Origin of the sequence: Oceaniferula marina (genome assembly GCF_013391475.1) — a bacterium.
In the GTDB taxonomy this organism is placed as follows: Bacteria; Verrucomicrobiota; Verrucomicrobiia; order Verrucomicrobiales; family Akkermansiaceae; genus Oceaniferula; species Oceaniferula marina.
In genome coordinates this window covers 294,693-307,421 of the sequence record NZ_JACBAZ010000003.1, presented here as the reverse complement: position 1 = coordinate 307,421, position 12,729 = coordinate 294,693, and the positions used below count along the sequence as shown (strand labels likewise).

The 12,729-nt window shown below is 53.6% G+C and carries 9 protein-coding genes; 6 read left to right on the top strand and 3 right to left on the bottom strand.

What is annotated here, in order from left to right:
* The first annotated feature begins 10 nt into the window (after window positions 1–10).
* Both HW115_RS09360 and HW115_RS09355 read left to right on the top strand, forming a co-directional pair.
* Entirely contained in the window at window positions 11–670 is a 660-nt protein-coding gene (locus HW115_RS09360) for a response regulator transcription factor (protein ID WP_178932356.1), read from the top strand.
* Window positions 671–815: 145 nt separating this feature from the next.
* Entirely contained in the window at window positions 816–1,307 is a 492-nt protein-coding gene (locus HW115_RS09355) for a hypothetical protein (protein WP_178932355.1), read from the top strand.
* Between the two features lie 33 nt (window positions 1,308–1,340).
* Here the strand turns inward: HW115_RS09355 and HW115_RS09350 are convergent, their stop codons facing one another.
* Both HW115_RS09350 and HW115_RS09345 read right to left on the bottom strand, forming a co-directional pair.
* Window positions 1,341–4,388 (bottom strand): efflux RND transporter permease subunit, encoded by a 3,048-nt coding sequence (locus HW115_RS09350; RefSeq protein ID WP_178932354.1) that lies wholly within the window; start codon window positions 4,386–4,388, stop codon window positions 1,341–1,343.
* A 100-nt stretch (window positions 4,389–4,488) separates the two neighbouring features.
* Complete coding sequence (locus tag HW115_RS09345) at window positions 4,489–5,616, bottom strand: efflux RND transporter periplasmic adaptor subunit (protein WP_178932353.1); 1,128 nt, start codon at window positions 5,614–5,616, stop codon at window positions 4,489–4,491.
* Window positions 5,617–5,676: 60 nt separating this feature from the next.
* Between HW115_RS09345 and HW115_RS09340 the strand changes: the two genes are divergently transcribed.
* Window positions 5,677–6,273 carry a TetR/AcrR family transcriptional regulator gene (locus HW115_RS09340; protein WP_227021394.1) on the top strand — a complete coding sequence of 199 codons (597 nt, stop codon included), beginning with the start codon at window positions 5,677–5,679 and terminating at the stop codon, window positions 6,271–6,273.
* Window positions 6,274–6,446: 173 nt separating this feature from the next.
* Here the strand turns inward: HW115_RS09340 and HW115_RS09335 are convergent, their stop codons facing one another.
* Window positions 6,447–8,657, bottom strand: a complete 2,211-nt coding sequence (locus HW115_RS09335; protein WP_178932352.1) for a beta-N-acetylhexosaminidase — start codon at window positions 8,655–8,657, stop codon at window positions 6,447–6,449.
* A gap of 324 nt (window positions 8,658–8,981) precedes the next feature.
* On the opposite strand from HW115_RS09335, the gene HW115_RS09330 reads away from it, so the two are divergent.
* From HW115_RS09330 to HW115_RS09320, 3 genes are all read left to right on the top strand, one after another.
* Complete coding sequence (locus HW115_RS09330) at window positions 8,982–10,493, top strand: S10 family peptidase (RefSeq protein WP_178932351.1); 1,512 nt, start codon at window positions 8,982–8,984, stop codon at window positions 10,491–10,493.
* A gap of 206 nt (window positions 10,494–10,699) precedes the next feature.
* The gene (locus HW115_RS09325; protein WP_178932350.1) at window positions 10,700–12,211 is read left to right on the top strand and encodes an aldo/keto reductase; all 1,512 of its coding nucleotides are present in this window, start codon (window positions 10,700–10,702) and stop codon (window positions 12,209–12,211) included.
* 175 nt (window positions 12,212–12,386) lie between these two features.
* The gene (locus HW115_RS09320; RefSeq protein ID WP_178932349.1) at window positions 12,387–12,728 is read left to right on the top strand and encodes a DUF4870 domain-containing protein; all 342 of its coding nucleotides are present in this window, start codon (window positions 12,387–12,389) and stop codon (window positions 12,726–12,728) included.
* Window position 12,729: the final 1 nt, after the last annotated feature.

Below are 12,729 nucleotides of genomic sequence, written 5' to 3'. Positions count from 1 at the left end.
AGATGGCAAGATGAAGGTACTATTGGCAGAAGATGATGACCTCACCCGTGAGACCTTGACTGAAATCCTTCAGGAAGAAGGATATCAAGTAATGGCTGCATGTGACGGTCACGAAGCGCTTGATTTATGGGGGGTGGATCAACCGGACATCGTGCTGTTGGATATCATGATGCCTGATTTGAGTGGTTATGACGTTTGCCGCCAGATTCGAAAGTTGGATGTGAACATCCCGGTTATCTTTGTCTCAGCCAAGTCAGAGGAGATTGATGTGGTGGTCGGGCTTGAGTTGGGGGCCGATGATTTTTTGCGGAAGCCATTTGGGAAACAAGAATTGCTGGCCCGGATACGGGCCTTGCTCCGAAGGGTCACGGTCACACCTGAGTCTCCTATGTTTCATTACGGAGAATGGGTGGTGTGGATCACCCAATTGAGGGCAACATGGGGAGAGAGGGAGGTGGATTTGACTCCGCGAGAAGTTCGTATCCTCCAGATGCTGCACAAACATAGCCCGAAGGCTGTGAGCCGGGATGCCATTTTAAATGACTGTTGGGGGATGGATTATTTTCCTGAGTCACGTACGCTGGATCAGCATATTTCGAATTTACGCAAAAAGCTTGGAGATCGATGGATTGAGACGGTTCGCGGCGTGGGGTACCAATATGGTTCATGAAGTACGAGCCTGGTGTTCTGCACTGCGACGTCGTGTGAGACGGAACTCGCTGGGGAGGGGTGAGGTGTCAGGGCTCTGGATCATTCTGACTGGTGTTGGCTTTCTGAGTGCTTGCAATTCTACCAAAGCGTGATTGGCTAGGCGCATGATTAATACTCGCTTTGTCACGAATTGTTTGAAGTCCACCCGTGCAAAAATGCTGGTTCTTTGCGGCTTGCTGGTGGTGTTGAATTCTTGCGCTTCCTCAGTTGGTTTGGGACGGGGGAAAACCTCGTTTGTGCACACGACCATCAATAACACCACGCGTTCGACGGTGGATGCCGCGATCAAATCCGTGTTTCAGCGCGAAGGCTTTATGCTGGTGAGTGAAGGTCCCTACGACATTCACTTCCGCAAGATGGGTGGTGACTCAGCCAAGTTGATCTACGGTTCATGGTTTAGCGACGGAGTGAGCGCCGAACCCGAGTTGATTGTCATCGACCAAGGGAATGGCAGCTTCACAGTTCACTGTGATGTTTACATGCGTGAGCACAGTGGGTCCGAGCTTTTGGATGCCAACTGGAAACTTCGCGGCAATGGTAAGATCGCCTATACGCGCTTGATGAATCAGATCAAGAAAACGGCCGAAGGAAGATAGGCTGTTGAGTTTTGAATGTTCTCGGCTACTCGGCTATCCCTCTTTCGGTTTGATGCGGAAGATGATGGTGTAGATCACGGGTAAAACGACCAGAGTCAGGACGGTGGCGAACATCAGTCCGAAGACAATGGTTACAGCCATGGCGGCAAAAAAGTCGTCGAAGAAAAGCGGGATCATGCCCAGGATGGTGGTGGCTGCGGCCATCGCCACGGGCATCAGACGGCTGGCAGCTGAGTCCACAATCGCCTGAAGCTTTTCCTTGCCAGTCGAGAGCTGGGTGTTCAGTTCATCCATCATCACAATGGCATTTTTGAGTAACATGCCGGAGAGGCTGATAAAACCGAGCAGCGCCATGAAGGTGAAGGGCTGGTCGGTGATCAGCAGGCCGGCGGAGACGCCGATCAGAGCCAGCGGCACACAGAGCCAGATGATCAGTGGCTGACGCAGTGAATTGAATAGGGCGATGGTGGTGAGAACCATCAGCAGAGCAAACATGGGAATACCTTTGCCAAGGCCTTCGTTGGCATCTTTTGAGTTTTTGTATTCACCGTACCAGAGTAATTCGTAGCCCTCGGGCAGGGGGATGGCTTCGATCTGTGGTTGCAGTTCCTTGAATAGAGCGCTGGCAGTGCCTTCCTCCGGGTCGGCGAAGATGCTGATGACCGGTTTGCGATCGAGGCGCATCAGGATTTCGTCTTCGAAGACGAGTTCGACTCCTGAGATCACCTGGGTGATGGGCACTCGCTTGCGGGCGACCGGGCTCCAGATCTGGATGTTTTCCAGTTGGGTGATTTCCTGACGTTCCTCGTCGCTTGCCCGGACGATGATGGGTAATAAGAGGTCGCCCTCCCGATAGACACCCACGGTGGCTCCTTCGTAGGCTTGACGGATGGCTTCGGAAAGTTCCTTTTTTTCAATCCCCATGAGGTTCGCCCGTTCTTCAACGAGTTCGGGGCGGAGGAGTTTCACCCGTTGCCTCCAATCCGTTCGGATGGCTTTGGCGTTCGGGTGATCGTGCATGATTTGTTCTGCTTGGGAAGCCAGGCTGCGTAGCACCTCGGGGTCGTCGCCGAGGAAGCGGGCCTGAATTTTTCCTTTTCCCCCGGGGCCGAGTTCGTATTTGATGCCGTAACCGACGGCGTCCGGCAGGGTTTCGGCGATGTAGTCTTCGGTGGCTTGAATGTGTTCTTCGATCCGGGAGGCGTCCTCGACATCGACGAGCAGTTGGGCGTAGCTGCTGTTCGGAAGTTCGGGTTTGTAGGTGAGCAGAAAGCGGAGTCCGCCGCGGCCGACCAGGGAGGTGACATTACCGACACCCTGCCGCTCTTGCAGCCAACCTTCGACTTTGCTGATTTCGTCACGAGTGCTTTTGATGTGGGTCCCCTGGGGGAGCCAAATATCGACCATGTACTGGGCGCGCGTGGATGGTGGGAAGAAGGCTTGTTTAACAAAGCCGAATCCCCAGAGTGAAGTGGCAAACAGGGCGATCACGAGGGTGACGCTTACCCAGCGGAAGCGAATGCACTGGCGGAGCAGCGATTTGTAGATTCGATAGAAGCGGTTGTTGAACGGTTCGGCGCGCTTGGCGCCGTCGCTTTTTTCTTTGGGTGGTTTGAGCATCAGGACCGCCAGCAGAGGGGTGACGGTGACGGCGGTCACCCAGCTCAAAAAGAGGGAGACGCCAATGACCCGGAAGAGGGAACTGCAGAATTCACCCGCGGCATTGTCCGAGGTGCCGATGGCGGCAAAGGCAAAGATGGCGATCAAGGTGGCCCCCAGCAGGGGAATGGCGGATTGTTTGACGGTGGCAACGGCACCGTCGAAGGCAGAGCGTCCACGTTTGAGCTCAACCAGGATACCGTCGACAATCACGATGGCGTTATCGACCAGCATTCCGAGCGCAATGATCAGTGCTCCGAGGGAGATGCGTTCGAGCGCCACGCCCATGGGTTTGAGGAAGACAAAACTTCCCATAATGGTGAGAACCAGAATGATGCCGATCAGCAGGCCGCTACGCAGCCCCATGAATAAGAGCAGTACGGCGATCACGATGGCAAGTGCCTGGAGAAGACTGGTGATGAAGTTGTCGATGGCCAGGGTGACGGAGGTGGCCTGATGGGAGATGATGCCGATTTCCATACCGATCGGAAGATCGGATTTGAGTTCGGCGAGCCGTTTATCGAGGGCTTCACCCATGGTGACGACGTTGCCGCCGGCGACGGTGGAGATACCCAAGGCGATGGCATTGCTACTGTTGTATCGGACGATATCGGATGGCGGGTCGACGTAAGCTCGGTGCACTTTGGCAAAGTCCCTGAGGTAGAATTTTTTCTGATTGTGGGAAAAGGGAAGCTCTTCGAAGTCTTCCACGCTGTTGATTTCTCCGGTAGGGTCGAGGGCGATGAATTCCGTGCCGATTCTGGCGCGGCCGGTGTCGAGAACCAGATTTTGTTGGCGAAGTTTGTTGAGGAACTCTTCCGGTGCCATGTCGAATTGGGCCAAGCGGTCACGGATCGGTTCGATGTAGATGGCTTCAGGCCGGTTGCCGTGGATTTCAATCCGCGCAACATCATCGACAAGCAGCAGTTCTCGACGGAGAAAGTCGGCTTGTTGTTTGAGTTCGGCGTAGCTGAACTCATCTCCGTAGAGGACGAAATAGACGCCGTAGACGGCGCCATAATCATCGATGACGATGGAGGGGCCGGCTCCCGGTGGCAGGTTTCCTTGCGCATCGTTGACCTTGCGCCGTAGCTCATCCCAGACTTGGGGTAAGGTTTTGGCGTTGTACTTGTCCTCGATACTGACGGTTACGGTGGAAAGCCCACGTTCGGAGCGGGATTGCATCTCGTCGAGTTGGCTCAGCTGCTGGATGGCAATCTCGATTTCATCCGTGACCTCTTGTTCCACCTCCTTCGGGGCAGCTCCGGGGTAGGGGGTGATGACGAGTGCGTCCTTGATCGTGAATTCCGGGTCTTCGAGCCGGCTCATGCCGAAGTAGGACGACAGACCGGCGAGAAAGAGAACGACAGCGAGCACGGTGGTGGTCGTCTTTCTGCGGAGACAAAATTCGGCAAGATTCATTGCAATGATGAGTGAATGTGTGTTCGTGGAAATGCCCCCGGTTAACGGCTTGAGCGTTAACATGGCCTGGTAGATTGGTTTCAATCCACCGCTTTGCGGGTTACGGGCACGCCTTATTCCAGAGGCGGACTTGTTGACCGTCCCGAAGTTGATGGACGCCGGATGTGGCGATGAGGTCGCCGTTTTTTAATTTCCCTTTGACGATGCAGGAGGTGCCGATTGTGGCACCGGCTGTGACCTGGACTTTATTGACGGTGAGCGTTTCGGGATCGATTCTCCAGATAAAGGGGGTGGTGCCTTGTTCGGAAACCATGGCCTGGACAGGCACCGGGTAACCCTCGGTTTTTGCGGAGGCATTGGCCGGAATGTGGGCGCGGACCTTGGCGGTCATTCCCGGGCGGATTACACTGTCCTCCGGCGGGGTAAAGGTGAGTTTCACCTCGTAGGTCCGGGTTGCAGGATCCGGGCGTTCGGAGGCTTCACGGTATTCGGCTGGATAGGATTCGTTGGGAAGCACGCTGAGGATCACGACCGGTTTGGTGATTTGGACTTTTTCGGCGGTGGTTTTACCTTCCAGAGGTAAAGCCACAGCACTTTCCGGCACGTTGACAACGATTTCCAGAAGCTTGTTGTTCTGGATCATCATCACATTTTCCTTTTCCTTGACGTTGGTGAAGTCGTCAATCAGCAGCTGGGCAACCCGTCCATCAAAGTCCGCAATCAACTCGGTGTCTTCGAGGGCTTTTTTCGCCTGCTTCAACTGAGCGGTTGCGGTTTGCAGATCCCTGCGTGCCAAATCGAGCTCCTGTCGGGATACGGCCCGTTGTTCGCTGAGTTGTTGAATGCGGAGCTCAACGGCTTTGGCCGCCTCGTAGCGAGCTTTGGCGGAATCGTAGGCATACTGGTAATCCCGTGGGTCCAAGCGGGCGAGGACCTGCCCTTTGGTGATCAATTCACCTTCCTTGACCAACCGCTCAATCACACGGCCTGGAACTTCGAAGGCCTTCCAGCTTTTTTGAACGGCCCGAATCTGTCCGGGGAATTCCACGATTTTCACCGCACCGGTATCTTGAATTTCCATATACTTCACCGGTCGGGCGCTGGTCTCAATCGCTTCTTGCGCTGGTCTCTGACAAGCAGTGAAGGTCAGCAATAGAGCCAGTGATAGTGTGAGTATCGGCATCCAAGAAAAAATGCTGATGATCCATTTCCAGGTGAATAGTTTCATACGCGTTAAAAAATCCGCCGCCAGCTTGACAGTTTGACGATTTTTGTCAATATGATTTTCATGAGCGGAAACGAGCGAGGTAAACGGGACAAAATGGGGCGGGTTTTGGAGTCGGCGAAGCAGGTTTTTTTGAGGTATGGCTATCGTCGGACGACGATGGGGGATTTGGCGGGTGCGGCGGAAATGTCTCGTCCTGCCCTCTATTTATTGTATGCGAACAAGGAGGAGATTTTCCGGGCTGTGATCGAGAATTACTGTGAGCAGTCGGAGTGTTTGGCGGCTCAGCGGGTGGCGGATGCCGGAAGTTTGGAAGAGCGGTTAGCGTCCTTGATGTTGACTTGGGTTGTCGAGCCCTATGAGGAAATCAGCAAGAGTCCGGAGGCCGGGGAGATCTATGAGGCGGGGTACGCCTTTGCGGAGGATTTGCATCGGCGCTTTAGTGAAACCTACACGGCTCAGATTGAAGCGGTGTTGCAGGCCTCAGAGGAAGTGGACGAGCAACGCGTGCGGGCCGCGGGTTTTTCGATCCGGCGGGTTGCTGAGATGTTGGCGAGTAGTTCCTTGGGCTTGAAGCGGGAAGTTCGCGAACGGGGTCTGCTTTTACCTCTGTTGGAAGATATGCGTCGATGGTATCTGGGGGCGATGATCGTCCGTTGATGGTCGGAGCATGCATCAAATCTTGCTCCCGGCAATCGTCCCGATCTGAATCCTGCCATTTGTTTCGCTATATGGTCTTTCCTATGTGCTTCGACATAAAAAAGACCCCGGCGGGTTAGCCGGGGTCTTGGAAAAAAGGGCGTCAATGGATGCGACCCGATGTTTGGCTTTGTTTATTTCTTCTTTTGAATCAGAACCATGCCATTCGAGTCATCACCGACATCACCGTAGATCTGGGCTTTGATCTTAAACGAGGCGCCGGTTTCGTAGTTGCCTACCTTGATGGTGTAGCGGTTGTTTTTGGACGATCCACCGGTGAAGCCGTGGTGGATGTCCTTGCCAACGTGCACGGTGTCGTTGCGGACCACCTCGATCCCGTCGATGTCCAGGCGTTCGCGGCCACCAGTGTATTGGAAGGTGATGATGTAGGTTCCGTTGCTATTGATCAGGCCGGTGGCGTCGAAGATGACCTCTTTGGCTTTGCCGTTGCCGACTTTGCCGGATTCCCACTTGCCGACGAGTTTTCCGAATTTGGCGAACTTGTTGTTGGGGTCGGCATATTCGAAGAGCAGGCTCTGGCGTTTGTCACCGGCGGTGAAGGTGGCAGCGCGGAAGTCGTGGACTTTGCTGACGGTCACAGAGCCGTGCATGACCTTGGAGTTGGCTGTGGGTTTGCTTCCGTCGGTGGTGTAACGGATGGTACCACCGGCAACCGGAGGCGTGGCGCTCAGCTTGTAGGTTTTTTCCGGGGTGCGTTGGATTTGAACATCCGGCACGGGAACGCGGTACTGGTAGCCGAGTCGATCGTAGCGCTGGTACATCGGCTTCATGCGCTCGCTGAAGCGTGCGTAATCGCGCTTTCCTTGAGGCGACCAAGTGACCTCGGCCAAGGCCGCCATACGCGGAAGGCTGAGGTAGTCGACGTAGCCCTCGGAGGCCGAAGTTCCCTTGCCGGGCTTATCTGCAAGGATGTGGGCCCGGTGTAGGAATTGGTCGGTCCAGACACAACCGCTGGCGCCGAGGATGTTTTTAGCGGCGGGGGTTCCCTTGAGTTCTTTGGGGGCCGGTTCCCACTGGTAGGCTTTTTTGAGTGAGATCGGTGGGATCCATCCGGCAGTCGGAGGTTCGCCTTCGAGCTTACTTTCGGCGACGTCGAAGTAGGCGTGGCCGGTCAGGGACATGACGACCGGGTTACCGCGCTTAGCGCCATCGACGGCGGTGCGTGGTTTGTGCCAGGTCATGATTCCGGCTTTGTTGCTGACGCCGGCGCCGAGGATTTCATCCCAGCCGATGATACGCTTGTTTTTCTTGGCGAGGTAATTTTCGACGCGGGTGGTCATCCAGCCTTGCAGGGCGTGTTCGTTTTTCAGTTGGTTGTCTTTGATGGCTTTTTGACAATCCGGGCATTTTTTCCAGCGGGAGTACTTGGCTTCATCGCCGCCGATGTGGATGAAGGTGCCGGGGAAGAGATCGCACACTTCGTTGAAGACATCTTCGAGGAAGGTCCAGGTGGTTTCTTTACCTGGGCAGTAGAGATCCTGGGAGATGAAGTGACGGGTGGGCACTTCGAATTGTTTGTTAAAACAGCCGAGGTGAGGGTAGGCAACGAGGGCAGGCAGGGTGTGTGCGGGTAGCTCGATTTCCGGGACGATGGTGATATTGCGGGCGCTGGCGTAGGCGACGATCTCCTTGATATCTTCCTGGGTGTAGAACCCACCGTAGCGTTTGTCTCCTTTGCCGCGCCAAGCACCGATCTCGGTGAGTTTCGGGTATTTTTTGATTTCAATCCGCCATCCGGCGTCGTCGATGAGGTGCCAGTGCAGGGTGTTCATTTTGTGCATTGCCATCATATCGAGGTAGCGTAGCACGTACTCTTTGGTGAAGAAATAGCGGGAAACATCGAGCATCATGCCGCGCCAGGGGTAGTTGGGAGCATCGGTGATCAGAACGGGGGCAACCTGAGGTTTGCCGTCCGGGATGAGTTGGAGCAGCGTCTGGGATCCGTAGAACAGTCCGGCTGATTCGGGAGCCATGATCTGAATCAGGCCCTTTTCGGATTTCAGGGCGTAGGCTTCCGGGTTGTTGTCCGGGTGTTTGGGATTGATTTGTAGGGTGATACCTTTTGTTGCCTCGCCTTGTAGTTCCGTGACGCGGGTTTGGATTCCGGTTTGGGCTTTCAGCGAGGTGGACAGTAATTCGGCGACGGCCTTGGCATTTTTTCCACGGTAGTAGATCGGGGTGTTGGGGCTAAGCTGGACGGGCGCTCCACTGAGTGATTTGGAGCTTTTTGGCACGGGGATGACAGGTGGCTCGGCGGCCACAGCGTTCATCGAGGTCATGCCGACCGAGCAGGTGGCAAGCAAGGATGCGAGGATGTGTTTCATGGTTAATGGTCAGGTTATCGTTGTGTGTGTTTGCCGGGGGCGGGCGCATTATCTACGTAAAACGGGTAAAAATCATACAAAAATCGACAGATGTCATCGTTGAGCCTCGTCAGGTCACAAAAAATGGAAGGTCGAAGATGCAAAGATTCCAAAAGAGAGGCTGATTTCCCTATTCACATCGTTATCGTTGCGTTGCCAGGGAGGGGGGAAACATGTGGGGCCATCAAGCTCTGCCACGGGTGGTTTCGGGGGAAACTTCAATTTGCAGTTTGAAATTAGCCGGGCAGCGGTTAAATCATGGTCTGACGACCACTTCTTTTGCTTATGTCCCGAATGATTTCCCCCATTGTATCCTGTCTCTTTGTTTTGATTACCGCCTCGTTCAGTATGGCGGAGCCTGCTGCCAAGCAGAGTAAAAAAGAGAAAACCCCAGCGGCCAAAGGAGAGCCAAGGCCCCAGGAGGTGGAGGAAAAATCGGTGCAAAAACAGGCATCGGTGACGGTGGATGGTAAAAAGATCGATTATACCGTGACGACCTCCCGCTTGGTTTTGAAAAAAGATGACGGCAAGGCGCGTGCTTCGGTTTTCTATGTGGCCTACACTCGGAACGGGGTGGAGCATCCGGCAAAGCGGCCGGTGGTGTTTGCCTTCAACGGTGGGCCCGGATCCTCCGCGGTGTGGTTGCATCTCGGAGCGCTTGGACCGAGGGTTGTTCCTACTTCCCCTGATGGGACGGCGGCGTTGAGTCCGCCGTTGACTGTAAAGGAAAACCCGCAAACCATTTTGGACGTCGCGGATTTGGTGTTTATAGACCCTGTGTCTTCGGGTTATTCACGTTCGGAGAATAAGGAGGAAAAATTCCATGGAGTTGACGAGGATATTAGTTCGGTTGGCGATTTTATTCGCCGCTGGGTGACCGACCAAAAACGCTGGTCGTCACCGAAGTATGTGCTGGGAGAAAGTTATGGTGGCGTTCGGGCCGCCGGTCTGGCGCATCACCTGCAAAGCCGCTATGGCATGAGCCTCAATGGTGTGGTGCTCCTGTCCAGCCTGATTGATTTTCGGACACTGCATCCGGGTGAGGGAAATGACCTGCCGTATCTGGCCTACTTGCCAGCGTACACGGCCACGGCCCATTTTCATGGTAAAATCAAGGGCGATCGTGAGATGCTTTTGGATCAGTGCCATGCTTTTGTGCGCAGTTCTTATGCGACGGCTTTGCTTAAAGGTTACACGCTCCCTGAAGAGCGGCGCGCCAGAATTGCCTCAGAACTGGCTATTCTCACCGGTTTGAGTGAGGAGTTGATTTTGCGTTATGACTTACGCATTCACCCGTCGAGGTTCCGCAAGGAGTTGCTGCGGGACGAAGGGAAGGTTCTGGGAAGGTTTGACGCCCGAGTGGCCTGGCCGGTTGCCGATCGTGCAGGTGATTTTGCCAGCTATGACCCATCGTTTTCGGTTGCCAAGGGGGCCTTTTCAACAGCGATGCTGGATTATCTGGCCAACGGCTTGGGGTGGGTGGAGCAACGTCCGTACGAGATCATTGCCAGCGTCGGCCCATGGAACTGGGGGAAACAGAACGGCTATGTTAACATGTCTTCGCGGCTGAGCTCAGCCATGCGGGACAACCCGCACCTGCGGGTGTTGGTGCAGTGTGGGCATACGGACTTGGCGACACCTCCCGGAGGGATTTTACACAGCATGGCCCATATGAAGTTACCTCAAGCTCAACGGAGTCAGATCAAAGTGGCCTGGTACGATGCCGGACATATGTTTTACCTCAACGAAGCGGATTTGAAAAAAATGCGTAAGGATTTGGTTGAGTTTATTAAGTAACCCGGGAGCTTGGTATAACTGCGGGGGTGAATGAGGGGTTTACCCATTTCCATCGCCCGACAATCACGCTTCTCTCCTGTAGAGTCTAACACATTCAGGGTGTCGAGGAAGTTTTCTCTGGTTTTTATGAAGATGGGGGCTAGGGTGGGGTATCTGGGCTCTATTGCTGCAGATGCGTTTTCGATTAAGCGAACAAAGGAGTTAACATGAAAGCAACATACCCATCATCAAGGCGCGATTTTATCAAACTATCGACGATCGCGGCGGCGGGCACGCTCTTGCGGCCGGTTGGTTATACCTATGCAGCTGAGGCTCCGGCTCCATTGCTACGAAAATTTGGAAAGACAAATCATTTGGTCACCACGCTTGGACTTGGTGGCCAGGGGTCCATTCAGTGGACTCCTGATGGGGTTGATCCGGTGGCTATCATTTTAAAAGCATTTGAACTGGGGGTCAACTTTTTCGACACCTCCAACATGTATGGCTCCAGTCAGACAAACTACAATGCAGCGTTTAAAAAGCTCAATCTTATCCCTGGAGAGGACGGGTATGACAGATCGTTCAGGGAATCGATTTTTCTGACGAGCAAAACCCTCATGCGGTGGGGAAAACCAGGATGGGAGGAAATAGATAATGTGAGAAATGGATCGAATGGTGAGGATGTGCAATGTGCCGTTGACGATCTCAAGCGCTCACTGTCTCAGCTCTTTGGGGATGGAAAAGGCAATTACCCCGAAGGCGCCTATCTGGATTTTATGCTGATTCATAGCATCACGAGCTTTGAGGAAGTGGATGTTCTCTATAAGGGGCTTGAAACGCCCTTGAAGCCTGACGAAAATTTTGGCGCTCTGGTTGCGCTGCGTGACTTCCGTGATGGAACCAACCTCACGGGAACCAACCCCAAAAAAGAAAAACTGATCAAACATCTTGGCTTTTCCAGTCACGATAACCCAGCTGTCATGGTTGACATGATCCAGCGGGATGAATTTGGCATTCATGAAGCGATGTTGGTGGCTCTCAATGCAAACGATAAACTTTATTTCAATATGCAGAACAATGTGCTTCCTGTCGCTCGGGCGAAAGGTCTGGGTATTATAGGGATGAAAGTCTTTGCAAACGGAGTGATGTATGGTGAAAAGGAAGGGTTTTCGAGGACCTCTTCGGATATCTACAGGAAAGTGGGCTCACCAGATCTGCCGAGTCATGAACTGATTGAGTATGTGCTTAACTCTCCCAATATGGACACCTTGATCATCGGTATAGGGCAGATTGATGATGAGCCGTTGAAGTGCCAGTTGACTCAAAACTATTATGCCTCCCAGGTGAAGCCAAACAGCCTGTCGAATGAGGAACTTCTCAAGATCGAGGAAAAAGCGGCGAGGATGAAAAACGGCAGGACCAACTACTTTCAAATGGAGAAAAATGGTTTGAGTGCTCCCAGAGATGTGAAAGTGGAAACGCTTGGTGAAAAAACCAGGGTGACCTGGCAAACGGCCTTTGCGGAGGATGTTCCCCTATCCCATTATGAAGTGCTGTTGAATGGGAAGAAGATAGGGGAAGTCAAACATCAACCTCAAATATTAAAATCGAAGCCCTTTGTCTTCGAGACTGACAAACTTACGGATACGGACATTGCTGTTCGCACCGTTGATGAAAACGGTGATAGATCGTATGTTCAGCCAAAGGGATCAACGATCAATACCAAAGCATCCAATTAATAGATTTCCGTTAGATGAATCAAATCTGTAAGCAGCAATGCAAGCATTGAGCCAAACTTCTCCCCAGCCGAATCCTCCTACTCTTCAGCCACCGCCGATGCCACCGGGTGGAGCCGCACCAGCGGCATCCGGATTATCGCCCATACATGCACCGGTGTCTCTTGATCCTTTCCATGTGAGTGAAGACGATCGCACCATGGGTATGTTGGTTCACCTTCTGGCTTTGTTGACCGGCATCATTGGTGTGTTGATTCTCTGGTTGGTGAAAAAAGATCAATCGCGCTTTGTCGATCACCACGGCAGGGAGGCCTTGAATTTTCAGCTGACCTTGTTGCTGGCTTCTTTTGCAGCCATGATGATTGGGGTCGTGACCGTGATTGGGCTGTTTGTTGTTATCCCCTTGATCTGGGGTGTTGGCATCGCGGCCTTGGTGATGGAGATCATGGCCTGCCTGTCTGCGAACCGGGGTGAGTGGCACCGCTACCCGGTGGCGATTCGTTTTATCGGGGATCGATGAT

Excerpts from the sequence above, each read along its gene's own strand:
- HW115_RS09360 (WP_178932356.1), top strand. The coding sequence starts at position 11 with ATGAAGGTACTATTGGCAGAAGATGATGACCTCACCCGTGAGACCTTG.
- HW115_RS09355 (WP_178932355.1), top strand. The coding sequence starts at position 816 with ATGATTAATACTCGCTTTGTCACGAATTGTTTGAAGTCCACCCGTGCA.
- HW115_RS09350 (WP_178932354.1), bottom strand. The coding sequence starts at position 4,388 with ATGAATCTTGCCGAATTTTGTCTCCGCAGAAAGACGACCACCACCGTG.
- HW115_RS09345 (WP_178932353.1), bottom strand. The coding sequence starts at position 5,616 with ATGAAACTATTCACCTGGAAATGGATCATCAGCATTTTTTCTTGGATG.
- HW115_RS09340 (WP_227021394.1), top strand. The coding sequence starts at position 5,677 with ATGAGCGGAAACGAGCGAGGTAAACGGGACAAAATGGGGCGGGTTTTG.
- HW115_RS09335 (WP_178932352.1), bottom strand. The coding sequence starts at position 8,657 with ATGAAACACATCCTCGCATCCTTGCTTGCCACCTGCTCGGTCGGCATG.
- HW115_RS09330 (WP_178932351.1), top strand. The coding sequence starts at position 8,982 with ATGTCCCGAATGATTTCCCCCATTGTATCCTGTCTCTTTGTTTTGATT.
- HW115_RS09325 (WP_178932350.1), top strand. The coding sequence starts at position 10,700 with ATGAAAGCAACATACCCATCATCAAGGCGCGATTTTATCAAACTATCG.